The 26391-nt window shown below is 42.7% G+C and carries 16 protein-coding genes; 12 read left to right on the top strand and 4 right to left on the bottom strand.

The genetic code is table 11. The annotated features are described in order from the left end of the window. Positions 1-98 precede the first annotated feature (98 nt). Complete coding sequence (gene murC, locus DXB54_RS02505; RefSeq protein WP_021938489.1) at positions 99-1481, bottom strand: UDP-N-acetylmuramate--L-alanine ligase; 1383 nt, start codon at positions 1479-1481, stop codon at positions 99-101. Positions 1482-1748: 267 nt separating this feature from the next. Here murC and metG point away from each other — a divergent pair, with 267 nt between their 5' ends. The 3 genes from metG to DXB54_RS02520 all read left to right on the top strand — a co-directional run bounded on the left by metG (position 1749) and on the right by DXB54_RS02520 (position 6860). Continuing rightward, complete coding sequence (metG, locus tag DXB54_RS02510) at positions 1749-3785, top strand: methionine--tRNA ligase (protein ID WP_021938490.1); 2037 nt, start codon at positions 1749-1751, stop codon at positions 3783-3785. 141 nt (positions 3786-3926) lie between these two features. Beyond that, on the top strand, positions 3927-5744 hold the full coding sequence (gene glmS / locus DXB54_RS02515) for a glutamine--fructose-6-phosphate transaminase (isomerizing) (protein WP_021938491.1): 1818 nt from the start codon (positions 3927-3929) through the stop codon (positions 5742-5744). Positions 5745-5780: 36 nt separating this feature from the next. After that, the gene (locus DXB54_RS02520; protein WP_021938492.1) at positions 5781-6860 is read left to right on the top strand and encodes a DUF6382 domain-containing protein; all 1080 of its coding nucleotides are present in this window, start codon (positions 5781-5783) and stop codon (positions 6858-6860) included. Between the two features lie 86 nt (positions 6861-6946). Here the strand turns inward: DXB54_RS02520 and DXB54_RS02525 are convergent, their stop codons facing one another. Beyond that, positions 6947-7693, bottom strand: a complete 747-nt coding sequence (locus DXB54_RS02525; protein WP_118694137.1) for a hypothetical protein — start codon at positions 7691-7693, stop codon at positions 6947-6949. A gap of 215 nt (positions 7694-7908) precedes the next feature. Here DXB54_RS02525 and DXB54_RS02530 point away from each other — a divergent pair, with 215 nt between their 5' ends. From DXB54_RS02530 to DXB54_RS02550, 5 genes are all read left to right on the top strand, one after another. Next, complete coding sequence (locus tag DXB54_RS02530; protein WP_021938494.1) at positions 7909-8808, top strand: hypothetical protein; 900 nt, start codon at positions 7909-7911, stop codon at positions 8806-8808. A gap of 175 nt (positions 8809-8983) precedes the next feature. After that, positions 8984-11485, top strand: coding sequence for a PAS domain-containing protein (locus DXB54_RS02535; RefSeq protein WP_118694138.1), 2502 nt, complete (start codon positions 8984-8986; stop codon positions 11483-11485). Between the two features lie 41 nt (positions 11486-11526). Continuing rightward, a complete protein-coding gene (locus DXB54_RS02540; protein ID WP_021938496.1) occupies positions 11527-12519 on the top strand; it encodes a rod shape-determining protein in 993 nt (330 codons plus the stop codon). Between the two features lie 13 nt (positions 12520-12532). Continuing rightward, positions 12533-14812, top strand: a complete 2280-nt coding sequence (gene recD2 / locus DXB54_RS02545) for an SF1B family DNA helicase RecD2 (protein WP_118694139.1) — start codon at positions 12533-12535, stop codon at positions 14810-14812. Between the two features lie 124 nt (positions 14813-14936). Continuing rightward, positions 14937-15659, top strand: coding sequence for a ComF family protein (locus DXB54_RS02550; protein ID WP_021938498.1), 723 nt, complete (start codon positions 14937-14939; stop codon positions 15657-15659). Positions 15660-15807: 148 nt separating this feature from the next. On the opposite strand, the gene DXB54_RS02555 is transcribed toward DXB54_RS02550, so the two are convergent. Then, positions 15808-17214, bottom strand: coding sequence for an AAA family ATPase (locus tag DXB54_RS02555; protein WP_118694140.1), 1407 nt, complete (start codon positions 17212-17214; stop codon positions 15808-15810). A 73-nt stretch (positions 17215-17287) separates the two neighbouring features. Next, the gene (locus DXB54_RS02560) at positions 17288-18139 is read right to left on the bottom strand and encodes a YesL family protein (RefSeq protein WP_021938500.1); all 852 of its coding nucleotides are present in this window, start codon (positions 18137-18139) and stop codon (positions 17288-17290) included. Positions 18140-18355: 216 nt separating this feature from the next. Between DXB54_RS02560 and hisA the strand changes: the two genes are divergently transcribed. From hisA to DXB54_RS02580, 4 genes are all read left to right on the top strand, one after another. Beyond that, positions 18356-19135, top strand: a complete 780-nt coding sequence (gene hisA, locus DXB54_RS02565) for a phosphoribosylformimino-5-aminoimidazole carboxamide ribotide isomerase (RefSeq protein ID WP_021938501.1) — start codon at positions 18356-18358, stop codon at positions 19133-19135. Between the two features lie 67 nt (positions 19136-19202). Then, the gene (locus DXB54_RS02570; protein WP_021938502.1) at positions 19203-21464 is read left to right on the top strand and encodes a glycoside hydrolase family 9 protein; all 2262 of its coding nucleotides are present in this window, start codon (positions 19203-19205) and stop codon (positions 21462-21464) included. Positions 21465-21476: 12 nt separating this feature from the next. Continuing rightward, on the top strand, positions 21477-24461 hold the full coding sequence (locus DXB54_RS02575) for a GtrA family protein (RefSeq protein ID WP_118694141.1): 2985 nt from the start codon (positions 21477-21479) through the stop codon (positions 24459-24461). Positions 24462-24565: 104 nt separating this feature from the next. Continuing rightward, the gene (locus DXB54_RS02580; protein WP_118694142.1) at positions 24566-26314 is read left to right on the top strand and encodes an ATP-binding protein; all 1749 of its coding nucleotides are present in this window, start codon (positions 24566-24568) and stop codon (positions 26312-26314) included. The last annotated feature ends 77 nt before the right edge of the window (positions 26315-26391 follow it).

The following is a 26391-nucleotide window of genomic DNA, read 5'->3' on the forward strand; positions in this document are numbered from 1 at the left end:
TGGGATTTTGTAAATTTTAGGTAAAATGTTATGTCAACACAAATAAAAAAGCCGGGAAAGATATTTCTCTAACCCGGCTATGTGGAAAGTGTTGATAATTATTTTTTTATGAGATCATTGCCGATAGAATCAACGTTTCCGGCACCCATGGTTATCAACAAGTCATTTTTTTTCAGATTTTTTAAAAGGTAGTTTTCTATGTCCACAAATGTAGGCAGATAGAAAGCGTCGGTTCCGTATGCTGCAATCTTGTCTGCCAGCTCTGATGATGACACAAGACCTGTATCCTTCTCACGGGCGGCATATATGTCAGCCACTATAACATGGTCGCACTCCTTAAGGGCAGCAGCGAAGTCATTTAACAGGGCATAGGTTCTGGTGTAGGTGTGTGGCTGAAATACAACCCAAAGCTCATTATAGTCGGTCATTTTGGCAGCGGAGATAGTAGCGGCTATCTCTGTTGGGTGATGAGCATAATCGTCCATTACCTTTACATTATCAAGGATGGTTCCTTTATACTGGAATCTTCTCTTGGCACCAACACATGCAAGAAGTCCTGCTTTGATGGCGTCCATGGAAATTCCCAGCTCCTCTGCTGCGGCAATTGCAGCCAGTGAATTGTATACGTTGTGCCTGCCGAATACCTTGAGCTTGATCTCTGTGATCTCAACGCCGTCCTTAACAAGAGTATATGTAGGATGCCCAAAGCTGTCGAAGGTTATATTCTTTGCTGTGTAGTTGTTATCTTCACTTTCGCCGAAGGTCAGTACACGGCAGGAAAGATCGCGGACAACAGTATCGTAGTACTTCATGTCACCGTTTACTATAACAAGACCTTCCTTCGGAGTCTTGGTTGCAAAGGTGTGGAATGATTCGGCAATCTCCTCTATTCCGCTGAAGAAATCCAGATGGTCGGCATCTACATTAAGTATTAGGCTGATGTACGGCTTGAAGGCATGGAAGCTGTTGGTGTATTCACATGCTTCGGTGACAAAATATTCTGATGAGCCTACGCGGATGTTTCCGCCGATAGCATCTATCATACCACCAACTGATATAGTAGGGTCTGTATCTCCCTCCATCATTATGAGAGAGAGCATTGAGGTGGTTGTTGTCTTGCCGTGGGTTCCGCTTACGGCGACGGAATATTTGTAATTTGCCATGATCTGACCAAGGAGCTGTGCTCTGGTGAGCATCGGAATACCGGCGTTCTTTGCTGCCTGGAATTCCTCGTTGTCCTGTCTGATAGCTGCTGTATATATAACAAGATCTATATTGTCATTGATGTTGCTGGCGTACTGACCTATGTTGATCAGTGCCCCCATTTCGGATAATTCATTTGTTATTTCGGATGCTTTCATGTCTGAACCTGTGACCTTGAAGCCCTCCTTGATTAATATTTCTGCGAGACCGCTCATGCTGATTCCGCCTATTCCAATAAAATGTACTCTTATTGGATTGTTAAAATCGATCGTGTACATTGTAGTTCGCCTTCCTTTAAAAAAATAGTGATGTGAATGCCATAGTTAATCTTATTATAGCATATATCAATAAGTGTGGCACGATTTTTTTGATAAACCGTCATAATTGTACGGGTATACAGCATATTTCACAATAAGTATTATAAGTATTGGCGTGATCTGGATGGTTGTTTTTCATTGACGGTTATTGGGGAAAGTAATATACTATCTTGTATGTACGCAAACATTTCATTAGTGTTTGTAGTTTATTGAAGGAGGGTTTTTGTAATGGCAAAAAAACCGTATTATATTACTACTGCGATTGCTTATGCATCAGGTAAGCCTCATATAGGAAACACATACGAGATCGTGTTGGCAGACAGCATCGCAAGATACAAAAGATTTACAGGATATGATGTAAGATTTCAGACAGGTACTGATGAGCATGGTCAGAAGATCGAGAACAAGGCATTTGAGAACATGCAGACACCAAAACAGTTCGTAGATGATGTGTCGGGACAGATTAAGGATATCTGGGATCTTATGAACACTTCTTACGATAAGTTCATCAGAACAACTGATCCTGACCATGAGCTTCAGGTTCAGAAGATATTCAAGAAGCTTTACGATAAGGGGGATATATACAAGAGTGAGTACGAAGGACTTTACTGTACCCCATGTGAGTCATTTTTCACGGAGAGCCAGCTTGTTGACGGTAAGTGCCCTGACTGTGGCAGACCCGTTGAGAAGGCGAAGGAGGAAGCATATTTCTTCAAGATGAGCAAGTATCAGGATAAGCTCCTTAAGCATATAGAGCAGCATCCTGAATTCATCCAGCCTGAGTCAAGAAAGAATGAGATGGTAAATAACTTCTTAAAGCCGGGCCTTCAGGACCTCTGCGTTTCAAGAACATCATTCAAGTGGGGAATACCGGTTGACTTCGATCCTAAGCATGTTGTGTATGTATGGATAGACGCTCTTTCGAATTATATAACAGGTCTTGGTTATGACGTTGACGGACACAATGACGCCAAGTTTGACAGATACTGGCCTGCAGACCTTCATCTCATAGGTAAGGATATATTAAGATTCCATACCATTTACTGGCCTATCATGCTTATGGCACTGGATCTTCCGCTTCCAAAGCAGATATTCGGACATCCATGGCTTATCCAGAGTGATGGTAAGATGAGTAAGTCAAAGGGAAATGTTATGTACGCAGATGACATGGTAAGATTCTTCGGAGTTGATGCTGTAAGATTTTTCGTGCTCCACGAAATGCCATTTGACAATGATGGGGTTATCTCATGGGAGCTTGTTGCAGAGCGTGTTAATTCAGAGCTTGCAAATACTCTCGGAAACCTTGTAAACAGAACTATCTCCATGTCAAATAAGTATTTTGACGGAGTTGTGACAAATAAAAAGGTAAATGAGTCTGTTGATGATGATCTTAAGAAGGTTGTCCTTGACTGCAGGCTTAAGGTTGCCGAGTGCATGGACAAGCTTAAGGTTGCCGATGCTATCTCAGAGATATTTACCCTTTTCAAGAGATGTAACAAATATATAGATGAGACAATGCCATGGGCCCTTGCAAAGGAAGAGGACAAGGCAGACAGACTTAACACAGTTTTATACAATCTTGTGGAGAGCATCGTTATCGGTGCTTCACTCCTTGAGCCGTTTATGCCTGATACATCAGTGAAGATCCTTAACCAGTTAAATGCCGTAAAGCGTAAGGTTACAGAGCTTGGTGAGTTTGGTCTCTATCCATCGGGAAATAAGGTTACAGAAAAGCCTGAGATCTTATTCGCAAGAATAGATGTTAAGGAGCTTATGGCTGAGGTGGAGAAGTTTGCACCAAAGGTTGAGAAGAACTTCTACGAGGAAGCAAGAGAGAAGAAGGAAGAGAAGAAGAACTCTGCCGAGCATAAGAAGGTACAGATGGCTGAGGCTAAGGTTGCAGCCCTTAAGAACGATCCTTCTGTTATGGATAAGACAGAGATATCTATAGAAGAATTCCAGAAGATGCAGCTTATGATCGGTGAGATCGTTGAGTGTGACGAGGTTCCCAACTCAAGAAAGCTTCTCTGCTCAAGAGTTAAGTTCGGTGAGAACAATTACAAGCAGATCGTTTCAGGAATAAAGGGATTTTACAGTCCTGATGAGATGGTGGGCAAGAGAGTTGTTGCTGTTGTGAACCTTAAGCCTTGCAAGCTTGCAGGGGTTATCTCAGAGGGAATGTTACTGTGTGCAGAGGATACAGAGGGTAACCTTTCACTTCTGACTACAGAGAAAAATCTTCCGGGCGGATCATTTATCAGCTAAGGTTTGTTGTTTATATTAATTGATTTAAAACCGGGGATATGATAATATACAAGTATCTATAAGTAGCTGTAGGACAGTGCTCCGGCAGGTACTTATCATGACTTAATACTAAAATCCAGGTTTCCGAAGGGAGAATAATATATGTGTGGAATCATAGGCTTTACAGGAAGTCTTCCGGCTAAAGATATCCTTATTGATGGTCTGGCAAGACTTGAGTACAGGGGCTATGACAGTGCGGGTATAGCACTCTTAAATGATGATGATACTCTTACCATAAGAAAAAAAGCAGGAAGAGTTGACGAACTCAGAGCAATGTGCAGTGATAGGGAATATACCTCTACCTGTGGTATCGGACATACAAGATGGGCTACTCACGGAGGAGTTACCGATATTAATGCCCACCCACATAAGTGTGGAAAGGTAGCAATCATCCATAACGGAATAATTGAGAATTACTACGATATAATAAGAGAATATGGCCTCGCAGACATGCTTGTATCCGAGACGGATACGGAGGTCGTGGCAGCACTTCTTGATAAGCTGTATGACGGTGATCCGGTGAAGACCATAAAAAAAGCTGTAAATATCATATCGGGATCGTTTGCATTGTGCATAATGTTCGCGGATCATCCGGGAAAGATATATGCAGTGAGAAATGTAAGTCCTATGGTGGCTGCATCAAGTGAGAAGGGATCTATAATAGCATCCGATCTCACAGCTATAATTTCTTTTTCGAAGGAATACTTTGTTGTGCCTGAGTATCACATACTCACTATGACAGAAGAAGGCATTAAGGTTGAAGATATGAAGGGCAATGTAGTGAAGCCACAGATGTTGGAGATCACATGGGATATAGAGGCTGCCCAGAAGGGTGGCTTTCCTCATTACATGCTAAAGGAGATCTACGAACAGCCTGATTCACTCAGAAATACCATTACCCCTAGAGTTGTGGATGGACTTCCTGATTTTACTGAGGATGGAATAGACGATGAGGTGTTTAAGAACTGTACCAATATTACAGTAGTGGCGTGTGGCACAGCAATGCATGCCGGCATCGTGGGCAAGGCAATGATAGAGGCGGAACTTAAAATACCGGTAAATGTAGAGATTGCATCAGAATTCAGGTATAAGGAACCATTGATTGATGATAAGACTCTGGTCATTGTGACATCACAGTCAGGTGAGACCATTGATACTCTTGAGGCATTAAGACTTGCCAAGAGATGTGGTTCGAAGGTCTTGTCAGTGGTCAATGTAAAGGGCTCTACCATTGCAAGAGAGAGTGATTATGTTCTTTATACACACGCAGGCCCGGAGATTGCGGTTGCGAGTACAAAGGCGTATTCGGTACAGATGGCTGCCATGTATCTCATAGGCTGCAGGATTGGTCTTGTTAAGGGGATATACACTGAAGAGAAAGCAAGACAGTTCATTGCATCTCTTCTGAGTGTGATTCCGGTTATTGAAGAGACACTTAAGCAGGCCGACAGAGTTAAGGAAGTCGCCAATTACATAAAAATGGCACCGGACGCTTTCTTTATCGGAAGGGGAATTGATTATACACTTTCACTTGAAGGGGCACTGAAGCTTAAAGAGATTTCATATGTTCATGCTGAGGCTTATGCCGCAGGTGAGCTTAAACACGGAACTATAGCTCTTATTACAGAGAATGTTCCGGTTATAGCCTTGGCTACACAGGAGGCTGTATATGGAAAGATGATTTCCAATATCAGAGAGGTTAAGGCCAGAGGGGCATATGTCATCCTTATCAGTATGGATGATAAGGTTGATGACAAGACAGTATGTGATAAGCACATAAGGATACCAAAGCAGGATAATCTGTTCTCGGTGTTTGCCACTGCGGTGATACTTCAGCTTATTGCGTATTACACTTCGGATGCAAAGGGGCTTGACGTGGATAAGCCGCGTAACCTTGCAAAATCCGTAACCGTAGAATAGATTTCTGCGGTGATAGAGCAAATTGGGAGGATACTTATGAGCGCGGAAAAGGCATATTTGTGTGATGAATATAAGCTTTATTTCAAGATTGAGGATGATATTGATATTCTCAGAAATGAAATGGAGATTTATAATTCGTCATTTGTGGGTAATAATTGTTTCTGTCATCAGGAATATATAGATGGTCAAAAGACACTTAAATATTCTATACCTGCCATGCTTACCATGGAACAGTTTATTACAAAAAAAATTCACAGAGATGAGCTTGTGGCAATATTCTTCAGTATTGTTGACCAGCTTATGTATATTAAGGCAAACGACCTTCCTATAGGTAAGGTTATTCTGAGTATTGGTTACATGTACATTAATCTTGATGACATGAGCGTACAGCTTATTTATCTGCCTATTGATAAGGAAATGGATAAGTGTAACATGGGCAAATTTGTAAGAGACTTTATTGGCAGACTTACATTTGCCAATAAAGAGGCATCAGACTGCGCTTATGAGATTATAAAATATTTTGATCATAATAAGATATTTTATTTGTCTGATTTCTACAAGTATGTTGTTGGAATCAGAAATAACGCAGCTGCACATTCCGTTATTGAGGATACATTCTTACAGGAAGGCAAGAGTCCATTATCGGTAGAACAATATGAGGCTGACCTTAAGGCAGCAGCAGAACAACAGGCTTCACAGCCATCCTTCAAGCTTGCCAAGGAGGTTAAGGATTATTCAATGAATGATATTGGATTTGGAGTAGATGATGATTCAGATGTAACATCAACTACAGTTCTTACGAGTGCTTCCGGCAAGAAGTCGGGACCGGTCATCATCAGAACGAGAACAGGTGAGAGGATAAGGATTGACAAGCCTATATTCTGTATAGGAAAGTCTGCGCAGGGCGTTGATTATCAGGTTACTGACAACAATTCAGTAAGTAGAAGACATGCATACATAATAAATGTAAATGGTGTGTACTACCTGAGAGATAACAAGTCTACCAACCATACATACCTTGGCGGTAAGATTATAAACAGTGGTACAGATATGATGCTTATTGACGGAAGCAGATTTAAACTTGCAAACGAGGAGTTCACATTTAAGGAGAAGTAAGCTCTGGGAAGCCTTGCTGCCATAACAAGAAAGAGACATGTGGAAATCACATGTCTCTTTTTTAGTTATTGCTGTTATTACTGTTATTACTGTGCTTCGTCGCTGCCTGTATCTGCCGTTGTATCAGCCTCCGAGGAAGTGTCGGATTCTGTGTCGGTTTCTTCAGAACCGTCCTCCAATACAAACATTGAATTTTCTATATCTACAATACTGTCTGATGATATGGAGTAATATTTTCCGTTGTCGTCTATAAGAACCTTTAATTTTACAGGATCGCCATATTTCATTTCTGCCGCATGGGACTCAAGGATATCTGCAAGTCCCATAGCAAATGCTTCTTCGTATTCAGTGGTGGTTGAATTGCTGTACATGCCATTCTCAACATCGTCATTGAATTTGTTTATATATTCAACGACATCACCGTGGGCCTGATTAAGGAGGTTCATAGGAGTTATCTCCACATCAACATAATAGTTGTCCCCATCGGCATAGGCTTCTGAAACAGTGAATTTACTGTGCTTGTATATTTCCTTGGCAAGGGCCGTGAATCTTTCGGATACGGTTACCGAGGAAACATTGGATGCCGAATAGTGTTTTAAAAGCTGTGAGCCCAGATTTGAAGCACAATCCTCATACATGCTTAATGCGTCAGATTCGTTCCCGTTATCGTCCTTTATGTATTTGTTGAAATTTCCCTTGAAGTTTACATCCATTATGTTTTCTACATACTCTTTATATGCTACTTTTTTTCTGAGACTTCTGCAGCCGCACATGGATAGAACCATGGTCAGCGTAAGCGCAAGTATAAGTGATCTTTTAAAAATTATCTTCATATATCTGTACCTCCAGGGCTGTGCGTCAGGGCGCACAATCTGTGAAAAATCATCTGTATAGTTTATTAAAAAATGCAATCAAGTTACAATATAGCATAAATTCTTTTTTTTGCAACTAAAAAACAAAAATGAAGTGCAAAAGCATATATGTTGTGATATAATGTGCATTACAGTGGAGTGTAAATAATCAGTCTATACACGGAGGTAATTTAGAGATGGCAAAGAATTACGATGAAGAGAACGCAGGAGCTGTGGAGACATTCAAGACAGTGAAGTTTGGAGGCTATGATAAGGCTTCCGTTGATTATTATATAGAAGATCTTAAGGCTTCTCACGAGAAAGAGGTTGAAGAGCTTAAGGCAAATGTCAACAAGCTCTCGGAGGCAGTTCTTAGTCTTAAGAATATGAGAGAGTTGAACATATCAGAGTCAGGAAAGACAATAGATACTCTTAAGGAGAAAAACGCAGAACTTGAGGCAGAGATGGAATCTCTCAAGGAACAGGTTGATGCTTACAAGCAGAGAGAGTTTGATTCGGCTAAGAGATATGAATCCATTTCAAGAACACTTCTTGAGGCAAGAGAGAGTGCGGATGCACTTGTTGCCCATACCAAGAAAAAGTGTGAGGATATGGAAGCAGAGACAACAGCAAAGTGTGAGGCACTAGATCGTGAAACTACAGAGAAGTGCAGAGGTATCGAGGCAGATACAGACAGTAAGTGCAAGGCAATGTATGCCAAGACAGAAAGCAGTTGTAATGCCATGAAGGAACAGGCATATTCAGAGAGCGAAAGACTTAGAAACAGTGCTCATGAAGATGCACAGGCTCTCAAGGCCAAGACAGATTATGAGTGTAAGGTTCAGGTAGAAAATGCCGAGAAGGAAGCAGAGAGCATCAAGACTCAGGCACAGACAGAAGTATATATGCTCCGTTCAAATGTTAAGAAGGAGTGTGAGAGCGTAAGCAAGTACATGCAGCAACTTCTTTCATCGCTTGATGGGGTTGTTGATGCCTGCTGTTCAACAAAGGATGTTGCAGACAAAGCTTTCACAGGTCTTAGGAGTGAGGCTGCCGACATGGTTGGCGATGCTGTCGGTGCATCAGAGGAAAATTAATAAGGGGAAGATGTAATATAGATTATATTTTCCGTTATAGTATAAAACTTTTCTATTTCGCTAAGGCATAGAAAAGTTTTATCTATTTATTGTAACGATGTCAGCGACATCGTTACAATAAACAGATTATTCGTTGTAATTGGTTTGGGGTCAAGGATAAAAGGGAGATGTACATATGGAGATAAGTAAGGCAAAGAATTATATTGATTTCCTGAGCAATGTGCAGTATCCGGCAGTTGTGTTCTGTGCCGATGGAGAGGTGCTCAGTATTAACAAAGCAGCAGTGAATATTATAGGAGATAACATTACAAGTATTTCCATGGAACCGGATAAATTTATGTCCAGCGATGAGTTCTGGCCTACTCTGGAGAAGACAGGCACTATAATATGGCACAGGCTTATGCTCAGGGTGAATAAAAAAGATAAATATGTAGTAAGTGGATTTGTCAATAAAACAGAGTATGATGACAGGACAGCATACATCGTTTTGTTTGAACTTCGTTCAGACGTTGCCATAGGAAGTGTAAGCCTTGAGAGAATCATAAATCACATAGGTGTTGTGGCACTATATCTGTACAGACCCGATGGGGTATGGCAGACAAGATATGTATCAAAGAACATTACAGGTCTTGGATATAAAGAGGGGGATTTCTACAAGGGAACAGTGGGACTTCAGGAATTGTTCGTTAAGGATGATTATGATATACTTATCGGTAATATCTATAAGGCAGAGAATTCCCGTGCAACGGATTTTGAGATGAAGGCCCGCCTTATTCTTGCTGACAGCTCTATTATGAAGACCACCCTCAAGTGTCACCTGGTAAGGACGGTAGATGATGTCCTGGATGGAATTGAGTTTCTGTTCATAGACGATAAAGAGAATCATATTTCCGAAGAAAATAATGGATTTATCATGTCGGTTCTCAATAAGATAAAGACGATTGCTGTGGTGATCCAGTATGATCATAACGGAACGAATCATGTGAAGTACATAACTCCTAATGCCAGGATGCTTGGCATAAATGTTGAAGCCATTTCAGCAGGCAACAAGCTTATGATTGATTATGTCCATCCGGGAGACAGAGACAGAGTTATCAGAAATGCAAAGAGAGCTCTTGCCACTGACAGGAAAGATTATACAGAGGAGTACAGAGTCGTTGATGATCTGGGTAAGGTGAAATGGGTCAAGGCTCAGAACAGTATTACAGAAGCAAATAAGAAATCATATACAGTGGAGCATCTTATCACAGACATAACAGAGACTAAGAATCTTGAAAGCAGCGTTGATAAGGCTAAGAAGGATTATGAAGACAAGCTTTCGTATATTATGAACGAGCAGCTTCCAAGTGAAGAGGAAAATGACAGATATCTGGATAGAGATAGATGGAACAGACTGGTAAAAGCATTTTCGGAGATAAGCCGGCTGTATTCTACAATTATTGATCCGGAGGGGGTACAGCTCGTGGAGCCGGCAGGACCGCAGGAGAATTTCGGCAAGTTCTATGATATGTTTGAGAAGCCCCAGTATAAGGATATATATGCCAAGCTTAATGAGGCTATCTTCAAAAATAATGTTCCTTGCATTATGGAGATGGACGACGGCTACAATGAGAGTCGTATCTGTGGAGCACCTATTATGGTGGGAGACAGGCATCTGGGAACCTGGATTGTCTGTGCTTATGATGCGGAAGATGTGGCAAGGATGAGAGATATATACAGATACCATTGGGATCTTTGCGCTGTATTCTCTGATTATGTATATAATTCAAAGGTTGTGGCAAGAGAGGCTAAGAGAAGCAAGTCCATTGAACTTCAGTTTGAAGAAAAGATGAAGCGTCAGAGAATCATAACGGATGCGTTGAATGCCATGGATGACGACAGCAATGCCACTATCAATACCATAATGAAGCAGGCGGGAGAGTATTTGGGAGTTGATGTTATCACCCTTTACAAGGTTGATGAGAATGAAGATTACTTTTGTACCAATTTCTGGACAAGAGATGAGTACATGTCTGCAGATGAATATATAGATATGTGGCATAAAGGAAACAGGATTGTTCCGTTTTCAAGGAATGATGGATATGACTATATCCTGTATGACGAGAATAATAAGATAAGCTCCATACAGAATGATGTTGAGGTAGCGGATATAAACAGCTTTGTTGCGCTGCTTACGGAGGTGAATAATGTCCATAACGGATGCATAGTATTTGCAACCTCTGATACAAAGAAGGTATGGACCGAGGATGATATTGAGTTTGCCAAGGACATAAGAAACGTTATCCAGGGAGTATTATTCCGGATTGAGGGAGATGGAAATATCAGGAATATAAACAGCATACTTATTGACACATACAACTTTATCAAAGTTGGAATATTCATAAAGGATGCTGAGACAGGAGAGGTTCTTTTCTCCAACGAGCCGTTAAACAAGAGGCTGGGATATAATTTTACAGGAAAAAACAGCAGAACCCTTGTGGAGGATTTAAAGGATAAATTCCGTGGAATGAATATGGGAACAGGATCGTTTCTCAGCAAGAGGGATAAGGTGACCTGGAGGAGTTATATTAAGGCTCTGGACCGGATTATGGATTTGACAGAAGTTGACATGAAATGGGTTGACGGAAGGAAGGCTTCTCTAGTAATATTAAAAGATGCTCAGGAACATATAAAATAAGAAAAATATTTTTGATATAGATATCTAGAAAGGAAAACATAATGGCAAGTTCAGACATAGGAATAGATTTGGGAACAGCCAGCATACTTGTGTATGTAAAGGGAAAGGGGGTTGTACTCAAGGAGCCGTCGGTTGTGGCATATGACAGAGATACGGATAAAATAGTGGCGATAGGTGAGGAAGCGAGACTTATGCTCGGAAGGACGCCCGGTAACATCGTTGCCGTAAGGCCTCTTAGACAGGGAGTTATCTCTGACTATACCATTACTGAGAAAATGCTTAAGTATTTTATCCAGAAGGCTATAGGAAGAAGCTATTTTGGAAGAAGACCAAGGATCAGTGTGTGTGTGCCGTCTCAGGTGACAGAGGTTGAGAAGAAGGCTGTTGAGGATGCCACCTATGCAGCCGGTGCAAGGGAGGTTTCTATTATTGAGGAACCGGTGGCTGCTGCAATAGGTGCAGGCATAGACATTTACAGACCATGTGGCAATATGATAGTTGATATAGGTGGAGGAACAGCTGATATAGCAGTTATTTCCCTTGGCGGTCCTGTTGTCAGTGCTTCCATAAAGGTGGCAGGTGATGATTTCGATGAGGCTATCGTAAGGTTCATGAGAAAGAAACATAACCTTCTTATCGGTGAGAGAACTGCTGAGGAAATCAAGATAAAGATAGGCACATGCTATAGGCGACCGGAGAATATTACTCTGGATATCAGAGGAAGAAATCTTGTTACAGGTCTTCCGAAGACTGTAACCGTAACTTCGGATGAGACAGAGGAAGCTTTAAGAGAGCCTGCTTCACAGATTTGTGAGGCTGTACATTCGGTACTTGAGAGAACGCCGCCTGAGCTGGCAGCGGATATTGCCGACAGAGGTATAGTCCTTACCGGCGGTGGTGCCCTGCTTCACGGACTTGAGGAACTTCTTGAGGAGAAGACAGGGATTACTACAATGACAGCAGAGGATCCGTTGCGTGCAGTTGCCATAGGTACAGGAAAGTACATAGAACTGTTAAGCAGCAGGAAAGACTGATAGGAGATATATAGTGGTTAAGGAAGGCTATATAGAGAAGGTCATATATAAAAATGATGATAATGGCTACGCCGTTTTCACTGTGTCGGGTGAAGACGGCGAAGATGTTTTTGTAGGAACCCTTCATGATATAAATGAAGGCATGTATATAGAGGCAGAGGGGGAGTATGTGGAACATCCCCAGTATGACCTTCAGTTTAAATTTACATCTTATAAGATCAAAATGCCCGATGATGCTTTAAGCGTAGAAAAGTATCTGGGTTCTGGAATAATAAAGGGCGTAGGACCTGCCCTTGCAAAAAGGATAGTCAAGAAATTCAAGATGGATTCCCTGAGGATAATTGAAGAAGAGCCGGAGAGACTTGCGGAGATCAAGGGTATCTCTGCCAGAATGGCAAGGAATATTGCTGTGTCATACAGTGAGAAAAAGGAGATGCAGGACGCTATCATCTTCCTTACAGGATATGCCATATCCGTAAATCTTGCGGTGAAGATCTACAATGAATACGGCTCAGACCTGTATGATGTTGTAAGGACAAATCCCTACAAGATAGCGGAGGATATCACCGGAGTAGGCTTTAAGACTGCCGACGAGATAGCTATGAGGATGGGCATACAGGAGGACTCGGATTTTAGGATAAGAGCTGCGGTGCTATATACACTTACAGCAGTCACAGGACTTGGGCATATGTATCTGCCTCAGGAAATGTTGGTGAAGAGAACCTACAGCCTGTTAACGGACGAGATGACACCATACAGTGAGGACTTGGTGGAGCACATCAACCGTCAGATAGTATTTCTCCAGATTGATGGGAAGATAGTTGTGAAGCAGATACATCTGCAGGAGACAGATGGTGAGGATACTGTGATTTCTGCTGTGTACAGCTCGGCAAATTACTACATGGAGCTTAATACTGCCAGAATGCTTACAGATCTGGATGTGGATTTCTCGTTTATGGGTTCCGATGTTATGGATAATCTGAAGCTTATACAGGAGCAGGAACACATCAGTCTTGATGGAAAACAGGTAGAGGCCATTGAGAGCGCAGTTACCCACGGCGTTTCTATTGTGACAGGTGGTCCCGGAACCGGTAAGACCACCACTATAAATGCTCTGATAAAGGTATTTGAAATGTCGCAGGTAAATATAATGCTGGGAGCACCTACAGGACGTGCGGCGAAGCGTATAACTGAGGCGTCGGGCTATACAGCCCAGACCATACACCGTATGCTAGAGCTCACAGGTGGCAGTACGGATGAGGAGGGATTTTCTGCTTATCAGTTTGGCAGAAATGCATCAAATCCTCTTGAGACTGATGTGATAATAATTGATGAGATGTCCATGGTTGACAACATGATATTCTACAATTTACTTAAGGCTATCATGCCGGGAACAAGGCTGGTTCTGGTGGGAGATGCCAATCAGCTTCCATCTGTGGGACCGGGAAATGTCCTGAGGGATATTATCGCCTCCGGAACATTTGCAGTGACAGAGCTTGATAAGATATTCCGTCAGGGAGAGGGCAGTGACATCATTACCAATGCCCACAAGATAAATAAGGGAATAAGTCTTGAGATAAAGAATACCAGCAAGGATTTCTTCTATATTCCGAGAAGTAACACAAGGAGTATAACAGACGAGCTGGAGGTGCTTATTACCAAGAATCTGCCTAAGTTCTTCAAGCTTGATCCCATGAACATACAGATACTGACTCCTATGAGGAAGTCGGAACTTGGTGTGGAAAACCTTAACAAGAAGCTGCAGGATATCCTTAATCCGAAACGTGTGAGTCTTCCGGAAAAGGAGAGGGACGGAGTTATCTTCAGACAGGGTGACAAGGTTATGCAGATAAAAAATAACTATAAGCTTGAATGGAAGATAAAGAATGGCTCCTATGTGAAGGAAGAGGGAGTTGGAGTGTTTAACGGTGACGTGGGCTTCATTACTGGCATAAATGATTTCGACCAGATAGTTACAGTGGAGTTTGATGACTGCAGGGAGGTGCAGTATACCTACGGACAGCTTGACGAGCTGGAACATGCCTATGCCATCACAATCCACAAATCCCAGGGCAGTGAGTACCCTGTGGTAATAATCCCATTGTTCTACGGACCGCCGAAACTTTTAAGCAGAAACCTTTTGTACACTGCCGTAAGCCGTGCCAAGCAGGGAGTTGTACTGGTGGGGAATCTGGGAATGGTAGACACCATGATAAAGAACAATCAGGAGCAGAAGAGATATACCACACTGGCACTTAGGCTTAAGGAGATCAGAGACGGCGGTATTGAATAACAGATCTGCTGCATGCTGCTGAGAATGTCGAATGTGACAGATGCATGGGCATACACACAAGGATATGCAAAAACGTGAATATATAGACAAAATTACATAGTGTTAAGGAAGAGGTGGTCAGTGTTTGATAAAGGATATGTTGCTTGATATGATATTTCCAAGGCGATGTCCTATATGTGACAGGGTTCTGGGAAATATTAATGGCTGCGGCGGAAGTCGTTGTCTGGTGTGCAGTGAGCATGATGATCTTCCCTTTGTAGGGAGAGTCAGGTGTATGAAGTGCGGCAAGGAGATAGAGACAGATACCGCAGAGTATTGCAGTGACTGTGAGCGATATCCTAAGATTTATAAAAGATGTTATCCACTGTTTAATTATATAGAGCCGGTGAAGGGCAGCATATTGGCAGTTAAATACAGAAACCGCAGGGAATACTGTGACTACTACGGAAGCGCAATGGCAGAAATGCTTTGCGATACCGTAAGAAGGAACGGGATAGATGTTCTGGTGCCGGTACCGGTACACAGGCATAAACTGAAAAACAGAGGCTACAATCAGGCACAGATTCTGGCAGAGGTCGTAGGAAGACATCTGGCGATACCTGTGTGTACGGATATGCTGTTGAGACTTGAAGATACCAGACCTCAGAAGGAACTTGATAATCTTCAGAGGGCAAATAATATGAAGAATGCCTTTGGGGCAGGAAATTCCCACAGAAATTACAGACGGATAATGATAATTGATGACATATATACAACAGGTGCTACCATGGATACCTGTGCAAGGATACTTATGGAAATGGGGGCTGAGGCAGTGTATGGGGCGGTTGTATGTATCGGGGTTGCGTGATATGACAGACCTGTGAACAGGGGGAACTGTGATTTATGATCTAAAAAAGAGCCGACAGTTTGAAATGTCGGCTCTTTTTGTTATGGCAGCGAGTCAGGTGCAACATGCTTGCATGATTTCATTTGACCACTGCTGATCAGTTTATACACTATTTTTCTGCCGGGACAAGATCATCCTTCGTAAGGGTCTCAAGAAGCTCCTTGGTGATCTCATGATTGCAGGTTACAACTCTTGTTGCCTGCCTTGATATAGCTGTCTCCATGAAGTTTCTTACCTCACGGGCATTTGCAAAGTTCTCGTCGTGACTTTCGGAGCGAAGCTTGAAATATTCTCTGGCATATTCCTCAGCGTCAGTTGAAAGCACATAATCCTGCTTCTTACACATGCTCTTAAATATATCCATAAGTTCGTCGCCGGTGTAATCCTCGAAGGTGATGAACTTGTTAAATCTTGAACGAAGTCCCGGATTGGAGCTTAGGAACTCCTCCATAAGATCAGGGTAGCCGGCTACGATAACCACCAGATCATCTCTATGATCCTCCATTGCTTTAAGAAGGGTGTCGACCGCTTCCTGACCGAAGTCATTGTCGCCTTTTCCTGCAGTAAGGGTGTAGGCCTCATCTATAAATAATATTCCGCCCAGTGCCGAATTTATCACCTCTGTGGTCTTGATGGCGGTCTGACCTATGTAGCCCACCACAAGAGTGCCACGGTCTACCTCCACAAGTTGTCCCTTCTTAAGAACGCCTAGCTGTCTGTAGATGGACGCCAGAAGTCTTGCCACTGTGGTCTTACCTGTTCCGGGATTGCCCGAGAATACCAGGTGAAGGGATACTGACGGCTGTTTCATGCCATTTTCCTCACGGAGCTTTCTTATCTTAAGGAGATTTACCAGGTTGGCAATGTCCTGTTTGACAGATCTTAAGCCTGTCATGGAATTTAATTCCTCAAGGAGTTCATCTACATCCTTTACGGTGTCGGTCTCCGTTACGGCATTTGATGTTGATGCCACAGGTTTTAATGCGTTGTATTTCTCTAAAAGAGGACTTGGATCATTCGCATACAGATTAAGAGACTTGAGGTAATTGTCAAGCATTATGCAGTAGCCGGTAAGACGTCCTACCTCCTCTTCGGATTTGTCGCTGTTGAGGGCGATAAATTCAAGACCTGTAAGCTTGAAGCACCTGAGATAGTCTCTTGAACGTTTTGGCAGGTTCGGATTGCCCTTCTGTCGTCCCAGATCCGCTGCTACGAAATATGTAAGGGAGCGTGGCGGAGTCAGAGGAAAGTCCTTGTTTTCTGTACGCTCGTATTTGAAGTCCCGAAGCTTGTCTGATGTGAACTGGTAATTGGCATATTCCCGTATGAACTTTATCTCCATAGTAACCTCATCGTTGTCGGATGAGGACAGGTATGCCAGAAACTGGATAAGGTCAAATCGGAACATTTCCCTCATTCTTATACCTTTTGCGGTTCCTGCACCATAGCCCTCATTATCTACGGCGTCTGCATACATAAAACAATTATCTATTTCAGCTTTTAGTGAATAATTCATTTTCTCCTCCATCCCCATAGAGCTCAGGCTCATTTATATCATTTTACGTTTGACTTGCACGGCAGGTCTTTAATCAATCCTCTGTGTTATCTTCCTGCTTGGTGTAAGAGGCAACACTGTTGGCTCTTTCTGAAAGGCTGAGCTTTCTGCCGGAAGCTACCTTTGCTGCTGTTTTGTTTTTTTCGGAAGTGTCCACGGCGGCATTGTCTTGAACGTCCTCGTCAGCAGCCTCATCAGTATCCTCATCAATATTCCCATCTTCGGCTTCTTGGCCCGCATCGCTTGCGGTTGTGTTGAATTTCAGCTTCTCAAAGCCCGGTTCATCAGGCAGATAAGGAAGGAAGACCCGGTTGAAGATAAAGGCTGTCAGATATCCGTATACACCTGCACCACATATTACAACTATAAAGAGTACAATGGTGTAGAAGTATGAGAAGAGCCCTATAAGTCCCAGGGCAACGATCATAAGCAGTGTCCATGGAAAGTTCTTGACGGACAGTAAAAACGCATTTCTTATGGTTACGGTTATCTTGTTGTCGAATTTTGACTGGAGAGGAAACACATAGATCAGTATGAACGTATACACACATGTCAAAATTGTCGAAAACATTGTAAGCACACTATTGTGTGTCTCAATGGAGTAGCTTAGGTACCAGCCACATAAGAAGCCTGCAAATAACATGATAAGCCAGATTATTGTGGACTGTCTGAAGTTCTCCTTAAAGCTTTTGAAAAATCGCCTTGCAACGTAGCCGTCTTCGTATTTGACTGCTTTCATTGCTGTGTAGTATAAGGCTGTTGTTGATGCTCCTATGGTGATTATAGGCAGGGAGCATAAAAGCCACAGAAAATGAAGTATAAGAATATCACCTATTCGGTTAAGTATTCTGATGGCCATGTTGTCAGTGGTAAATATTTCGCTCAATGTTACATCCTCGATTCTGTTTTTGTATTTTTTCGTAATTTTCTCCTATTTCATTATTCTATATATAGAAGCATTTATTGTCAAATAAACAAAGTATATCTTTATAATTGTTTTATAAACTTTTTTTATATAGAACTTTATGTCTTGTTGTGATAAAATATGGCAAAAAGCATAATCATCGAAGGAGATGCAACAGCTTATGAAAGGAGCCGGAAAATGCACTTTCGACCATGTATAGATATCCACAACGGAAGAGTGAAGCAGATAGTTGGAGGAAGCCTTAAGGATGAGGGCAATTCCGCAAGAGAGAATTTCGTGTCGGGCTATGACGGAGACTATTATGCCGATATGTATAGAACTGACGGTCTTAAGGGTGGACATATCATTATCTTAAATCCTAAGGAAAGTGAATATTATAAGGCAGACCTGAAACAGGCAGAGCTGGCACTTACAGCCTATAAAGGTGGGCTGCAGATCGGCGGCGGAGTTACTCAGGACAATGCTGAGAGGTTCATAGACATGGGGGCTTCCCATGTGATAGTTACCTCCTGTGTGTTTAAGAACGGGGAGATAAATATGGACAATCTTAAGGCATTGGTGTCTGCGGTGTCAAAGGAACACCTGGTGTTGGATCTGAGCTGCAGGCGCAGGGCTGACGGATATTATATTGTGACCGACCGCTGGCAGAAGTTCACCAATGTACCGGTGAACAGGGAAACAATGGATTTCCTTTCGGAGTATTGTGACGAATACCTTATCCATGCTGTAGATGTTGAGGGACATGCTTCCGGTATCGAGGAGGATGTGGCAGCATTGTTAGGGGACTGGGGCAGGCTTCCCATGACCTATGCAGGCGGCGTTGCAGGCTTTGAGGATATAGAGAGGCTTAACACCCTGGGCAGAGGCAGGATAGATGTGACCATAGGAAGTGCTCTTGATATATTCGGGGGCAGTATGAGTTACAGGGATGTAGTAAATTATGTGAAGAGTTTATAGGAGTGGTATCAAAAAAAGCACGACATAATTTTTAAGGGCGTGCCAGAAGTTATTAAGGAGGAGAAAGATGAGAAGGTTTAAGAAGGTAGTGGCGGTTGCCCTGGCAGCCACCATGGCAACAGGTCTTATGGCAGGATGCGGAAGTAAGACAGCTGCCACAACATCGGCGTCCACAGAGGCAGCTGAGGTGGCAACAGAGGAGCAGGAGACAACGGAAGCAGCAACAGAGGAAGACACAGAAGAGGGTCTCGGAGTTGCAACGGGAGACAAGGCAGTGGATATTCAGTTTGACAGTGATACAGGAAATTTCCTGACCTATACAAATGGTGGACAGGAAGAGATATCAAATGTAGACGGACAGTTATGTGTAACTATTCAGAAGTTAGGAAAGCTTGATTATGCAAATCAGATCTACTATGACGGCTTCAGACTTTACGAGGGCTGCGTATATAAGTATTCCTTTGAAGTGAGCTGTGATGTGGAGAGAACTATTGAGTGGAGACTCCAGATAAATGGCGGAGACTATCATCCGTATATATCGGGAACGGACGTTATAGGACCTGAGAAGAAGACCATAGAGGCAGAGTTCACAATGAATGAGGCGTCAGATCCTGCACCGAGACTGGTATTCAACATGGGTAAATTCGACGATATAGATGAGGCTGCCGGAGAGCACAACATATATTTCGACAATATTCTTCTTGAGGCAACAGACGCTTCAAATGCCCAGAAGATAGAGGCTGTTCCTACACCTCTTGAGGTAAAGGTAAACCAGATAGGCTATAGGCCTGATTCAGTTAAGACAGTTACGGTAAACAGCAAGGAGGCAGAGAGCTTTGACGTGGTAGATGCTGCAAACGGAGAGACTGTATACTCAGGAAAGCTGGGGGATGTTATCTTTGATTCCTCTGCATCTGAGATGGCAAGGATCGGAGATTTCACAGAGCTTAAGACACCGGGCACATATAAGGTAGTAGCTGATGACGGAGAAGAGTCCTACGAGTTCAAGATAGAAGATGGCGTATATGATGACATTTACAAGGATATTGTCCTGATGCTTTATAAGCAGAGATGCGGAAGCGATCTTGATGAGAGCATTGCCGGAGATTTTGCCCATGTGGCATGTCATACAGGTGAGGCTGTGGTATACGGAACAGATACAAAGGTTGATGTAAGCGGCGGCTGGCATGATGCCGGTGACTATGGAAGATATGTGGTACCAGGTGCCAAGACAGTTGCGGATCTTATTCTTTCATATGAGGATACAGACGGAGCTGCCCTTGATGATCTGGGAATACCTGAAAGCGGAAACGGAGTGCCGGATCTGTTAGACGAGGCAAGATATGAGCTTGAGTGGATGCTCAAAATGCAGGATGCATCAACAGGGGGTGTATACCACAAGGTTACATGTGCTAACTTCCCTGAAACAGTAAATGCAGTTGATGAGACAGACCAGCTTATCCTTTCACCGATTTCAAATACGGCAACCGGTGATTTTGCAGCTGTTATGGCTAAGGCATCAATTATCTACGGAGATACAGATAAGGAATTTGCAGATAGGTGTCTTGCGGCAGCAGAAAAGGCATGGGAGTATTTAAGTGCTCACCAGGGCGATCCGGGATTTAAGAATCCTGAGGACATCGTTACAGGTGAGTATGATGATTCAAGCGACATAGACGAGTATCTCTGGGCAGCAGTTGAGCTGTATGCCGCAACAGGGGATACACAGTATAAGACAGTTGCGGACGAGATCATCACAGGGTCATCTCCTGTAGGCTATGATCTGGGATGGGCATCAGTTGGCGTATATGCACTTTATGACTATGCAAGATGTGATGATCCTTCAGAGGAGGCCAAGGAGAAGCTTATCTCAAAGGCGGACGCACTTGAAAGCATAATAAATAAGAGTGGCGTAGGCGTTGCCATTAAAGATTTCCCTTGGGGAAGTAACATGAATGTTGCCGATGCAGGTATGCTCCTTCTCATGGCAAATAAACTTTCACCGGATGAGAAGTACACAACATACGCCCAGTATCAGCTTGACTACCTTTTAGGTAGAAATGCCGTAAGCTACTGTTTTGTGACAGGCTATGGTGCAGTATCACCAACCCAGACACACCACAGACCTTCACAGGTACTTGAGGAGACAATGCCTGGTATGCTGGTAGGTGGACCGAACAGCGGACTTGACGAGTCCTACTCAAAGGCCGTTCTTACAGGATATGCTCCTGCCAGGTGCTATGTAGATAACTCGCAGGCATATTCATTAAATGAAGTTACAATATATTGGAACTCACCGCTTGTTTATCTTATGGGTTCCCTTAAATAACAGGAAGTAAATATGGACACTATTAAAGGATTGCTAAAAAAAGAAATAGTAAGATATGTGATAGTGGGAGGTTGTACTACAGCAGTGAATCTGGTGACATTTTCACTGCTGAGACTTCTTACAGACATGTCAAGAAGCATGGCAAATGTCATAGCCATCATCTGTGCTATGATCTTTGCCTTCTTTGCAAATAAATTTTGCGTGTTTACCGGAGGAAGCCATGCACCGTTACTTATGCTCAGGGAGTTTGTATCCCATGTAGGAACCAGACTTTTAGCTATGATAATCGAGGTTATAGGAACTAACCTTTTGTGCGATTCCTTCAACCTCAATGAATTGTTTTCAAAGATTCTGGTTCAGTTTGCGGTAGTGGTGGTGAACTATATACTGGGCAAGTGTTTTGTATTCAAGAAAGATAAGAAGCCATTTGCCGAGATCTGGCGCGATGACTATATACTAATATTGAGCTTTGTGATTCCGGCGTTGTTTATGCTTGGCGTGTGGATTGCTGAGAAGATAGGAATATTCGGAGGAAACAGCCTTACCATGGTTGACAGTCTTCATCAGTATCTTCCGTTTTTTGCGGATTATCATGATAAGCTTGCCGGAGAAAAGAGTATATTCTATAGCTGGAATGTTGGCCTGGGAAGCAACTTTCTGGCTATAATATCTTATTATCTGTCATGTCCGCTTAATTTTATAATCGTTTTATTCAAAAGGGAAAATCTTTATGCGGCAATGTCCCTTCTTATCAGCTTTAAGATTGCAATGTCAGGATTCACATTTGCATATTATTTAGGTGACCGGTTTAAGGATAAGAAGAACTGCCTCATACTCGTATTCTCAACGGCATATGCTCTTTCGAATTATGTGATAGGATACTCCTGGAATGTAATGTGGATGGATTGTATCATGATACTTCCGCTGGTTATGGCAGGATATCACAGACTTATGGAGGAGGGAGATTATAAGCTCTATACCTTCTCGCTTTTCTATGCACTCCTGTGTAACTATTACATTGCTTTTATGATATGTATCTTTCTTGTGATGTACTTCTTCCTGACAGGTCATAAGAATGTAAAGAAATTCTTCCTGGATGGATTAAAATTTGCCGGATGCTCCCTTTTCGGAGCGGGGCTCAGTGCTTTTATACTGGTCCCTGCATATGTGAGCATAAACACTACGGCGTCTGCCGCTAGGGTATTTCCGAAATTCTCATGGTACGGAAGTATATGGGAAATGATAAAGCAGATGTTCGTATTTACCAAGCCTATAAAGAGTCAGCCCTTTGACGGCGGTGTCAATCTGTATTGCGGAACCATCTGCTTCGTGCTGGTATTTCTGTACATATTAAATGGCAATGTAAAGCTATATGACAAGATAAGGAATGTTCTGTTGCTGGTATTTCTCATGGTGAGCTTCAATAACGAGCTCCTTAATTACATATGGCACGGCTTCCATAACCAGTACGGAATACCTAACAGATTTTCATTCCTGTTCATATTCGTGCTCCTTGACATGGGATACGAGGCTTTGAAAAAGCTTGACAGGATGAAGATGCCATGGGTCATTGCCGGTTCTGTCATGGGATATGGCTTCTTTTATCTGGCGAATTCCAACGCTATGCTTGATAGGAAGACGGTATTTGTAACTTCCATGTTTCTTGTGATCTACATCATGATCATATTTGCCGTGAAGCTCACAAATGAAAAAGTACGGAAGATTCTTGTCTGGGTGGTGTTAGTGGTATGCTTAAGTGAGACCATTTTGAATGCTGCATACGGATACGATAACAACGGATATGTGGATATAAGCCATTATTTCTCAGACGAGGCAGCCATGCAGGATGCCATAGATTTAATAGATCCTGATGATGAAGGCTATAGAGTTGAACTGATGGGAAGGACCGTGGTGGATGAGCCGACATACTACAGCATAAAAAATATGACATTGTTCGGTTCTACGGTATCGGCTGACCTTGTGGATGCTATGCATAGTCTCGGATATTATACCGGGGCAAATGAATACCTCTTTGATGGATCAAATCCTGTGAACAGTGCTATACTTAACCTGCGTTATCTTATTAAGAGACCGGATGACTATAATTCATTTGACGTGAAACCTGTGACCACCGTGTCGGGAATAGAGATATATGAAAATCCATACAGGTTAAGCACCGGCTTTATGGTGAACAGGGGGCTTCACAGCTGGGACGGCAGCGGGGCAAATATGTTCTACAGCCTTAACGACTTCGTTACAAAGGCAACAGGTGTGGACAATGTATTCGAGTATTACGACTCAGATGTATACTCTGATGGAGGAAACTGCGAGGTTACAAGACGTTCAAAGAACGATATAAATTACAACTATACAAGGCTTGAGGGAACAACAAATGATGTAAGACTGTCCTTTGAGGTTAAGGAGGAGACCGTAGATCTCTATATGATGGCAAATGCCAACGGAATATCAAAGATCAGGATATTCATTGATGACCAGGAGGTGAATTACGACAGGCTCCAGTACCAGATATACCATCTGGGACATCTGAACCGTGGAACCAAGGTCACCATCCAGTACTGCTTCAGGGATGACGCAGCCTCTGGCGGCACGGTAAAGCTGATCTTAAGACAGTTCGACCGGGAGGCATGGCAGAAGGCATATGGCATACTCTCATCAGAAATGCTTGATGTGTCGGTATTTGAAGAGGATTATGTGAAGGGAACCATCACAACGGATGAGGACGGACTTATGTTCACTTCAATACCATATGACGCAGGCTGGAAGGCATATGTAGACGGAGAAGAGTATGCTGTACAGACTGTCCGTGGAGCATTTATTGCAATAGATGTTCCGGAGGGAACCCATACGGTGGAATTTAAGTATTTCCCGCCGGGGCTTAAGACAGGCCTTATGATAAGTGCGCTGGCACTTGTGATCCTTGGCGTATTATTGTGGCTTCCGGGCAGAAAGAAAATGCCCGAAAAAGGCGATAATTAAAATATGCTGTCATTGACCTTGATGATGGATTATATTATAATAAAAGCAGTATGTGTCGTGGTTTCACGACGGGGGCTAAAATATATTATGACAGAGGTGTAGCAATGGATAAGATTAAGGAATTGGGATGGAAACCGGTAGCCGGTGTTTCCGCGGTTCTTGCGTTACTTGCAGGAATTTTAGGCGTTGCAGGAAAGGGTGTTCCTGCCATCATCTTTGGTGTGCTGGCTGCTGTGGCAGTGTTTGGTGGATTTTTCGTGTTATGCGGTGAGCCTAAGGGAACAAGAACCAGTGGTGACAAGTATAAGAAGCTGTTCATGAATCTTCCTATAGGATTTGCACAGGCTAAGATAATCGAGAGTTCATCGGGAACAAGCTTTCAGATCGTTGATGCAAATGAAATCTTCGGCGAGTACTTCAAGCTTGATGTGTCGGATTACGCAGACAAGAACTTAAGTGAAAGTAAGATAGAGGTGCTTCAGGATATAAATGCATGGTTTAATGCATACAACACTTCAGGTACAAAAGAGGGAGATCTCATGGATGTTGAGATTACAATGGAATCTCTCCAGAAGGTATTTAATACCGTTATGTATAAGTCTGAGGCAGATTACATCAATATGGTTGTAATAGATGTGACAGAGCAGAAGGAGACAGAGAACAAGCTCAGCAAGGCTATTGTGGACGCTAACGCCGCATACAAGACCCAGGCTGAATTCCTTGCGAATATGAGCCATGAGATAAGAACTCCTATAAACGGAATACTTGGTATGCTCCAGCTTACACTTATGGCTGAGGATCTTCAGGCTGATTACAGGGATAACCTTATTACAGCCAAGAACTGTGCAGACACATTGCTGAGACTTATTAACGATATCCTTGATATAAGTAAGCTTGAAGCAGGAAAGTACAAGATCAAGGAGGAGATATTTGACATTAAGCAGGCTGTTGAGGAAACCGTTGCAGCACAGGTTCCTATTGCAACAAACAAGGGACTTCAGCTTGATTGTTCATTCTCCAACAACATTCCTAAGCTTGTTAAGGGTGATGGACAGAGAATACAGCAGGTGCTTAATTGTCTTATTTCAAATGCTATCAAGTTCACTGCCGACGGAAGTGTAAGAGTAAAAATCACATCCATGGACATGGGTGATACAGATAAGGTTAAGATCCGTATGGCTGTTGCAGACACAGGTATCGGTATATCAGAGGCTAACATGAGTAAGCTCTTCATAAGATTCAGCCAGGTGGATTCATCGGATACAAGAAGATACGGCGGATCAGGTCTCGGACTTGTCATTACAAAGCAGATCGTAGAGCTTATGGGTGGTGAGATCCAGGTACAGAGTAAGGAAGATATAGGTTCAACATTCATAGTAGAAGTTCCTATGAAGATAGTTAAGCCGGCAGATGATGCAGTTGATGAGTTCCTGAAGAAGGAAGAGTCACCGGCGGTATTCTCAATAAATGCCCACAGCAAGGCAAGGATTCTTGTGGCAGAGGATGAGCCTGTTAATCAGCAGGTTATAGGTAAGCTCCTTGGAATGGCAGGCTTCTCATATGATATAGCAGATAACGGTAAGAAGGCTGTTGAGCTCTTCAAGCAGAAGGTATACGATGCAGCATTGTTTGACGTTCAGATGCCTGTAATGGATGGTATCGCAGCTACTCAGGAGATTCGTGAGATCGAGCTTAAGGAGAAGAGAAAGAGACTTCCTATCATTGCAGTCACAGCAAGGGCAATGTTCGGTGATAAGGAGAGGATCCTTGAGAACAAGCTTGATGACTACATCGCGAAGCCATATAACTTAAATGATGTTGTAGAGACCCTCAACAAGTATATAGAGGATTAATACAGACCATACATAGAAAAAAATCACAATATCCATGGTGGATCGGTGAAAAGACCACCATGGATATTGTTATATTA

This window comes from Coprococcus sp. OM04-5BH (assembly GCF_003482105.1).
Lineage (GTDB): Bacteria > Bacillota > Clostridia > Lachnospirales > Lachnospiraceae > Coprococcus.

Excerpts from the sequence above, each read along its gene's own strand:
- DXB54_RS02540 (WP_021938496.1), top strand. The coding sequence starts at position 11,527 with ATGGCAAGTTCAGACATAGGAATAGATTTGGGAACAGCCAGCATACTT.
- DXB54_RS02535 (WP_118694138.1), top strand. The coding sequence starts at position 8,984 with ATGGAGATAAGTAAGGCAAAGAATTATATTGATTTCCTGAGCAATGTG.
- murC (WP_021938489.1), bottom strand. The coding sequence starts at position 1,481 with ATGTACACGATCGATTTTAACAATCCAATAAGAGTACATTTTATTGGA.
- DXB54_RS02570 (WP_021938502.1), top strand. The coding sequence starts at position 19,203 with ATGAGAAGGTTTAAGAAGGTAGTGGCGGTTGCCCTGGCAGCCACCATG.
- DXB54_RS02520 (WP_021938492.1), top strand. The coding sequence starts at position 5,781 with ATGAGCGCGGAAAAGGCATATTTGTGTGATGAATATAAGCTTTATTTC.
- DXB54_RS02580 (WP_118694142.1), top strand. The coding sequence starts at position 24,566 with ATGGATAAGATTAAGGAATTGGGATGGAAACCGGTAGCCGGTGTTTCC.
- DXB54_RS02530 (WP_021938494.1), top strand. The coding sequence starts at position 7,909 with ATGGCAAAGAATTACGATGAAGAGAACGCAGGAGCTGTGGAGACATTC.
- glmS (WP_021938491.1), top strand. The coding sequence starts at position 3,927 with ATGTGTGGAATCATAGGCTTTACAGGAAGTCTTCCGGCTAAAGATATC.
- hisA (WP_021938501.1), top strand. The coding sequence starts at position 18,356 with ATGCACTTTCGACCATGTATAGATATCCACAACGGAAGAGTGAAGCAG.
- DXB54_RS02525 (WP_118694137.1), bottom strand. The coding sequence starts at position 7,693 with ATGAAGATAATTTTTAAAAGATCACTTATACTTGCGCTTACGCTGACC.
- DXB54_RS02575 (WP_118694141.1), top strand. The coding sequence starts at position 21,477 with ATGGACACTATTAAAGGATTGCTAAAAAAAGAAATAGTAAGATATGTG.
- metG (WP_021938490.1), top strand. The coding sequence starts at position 1,749 with ATGGCAAAAAAACCGTATTATATTACTACTGCGATTGCTTATGCATCA.
- DXB54_RS02555 (WP_118694140.1), bottom strand. The coding sequence starts at position 17,214 with ATGAATTATTCACTAAAAGCTGAAATAGATAATTGTTTTATGTATGCA.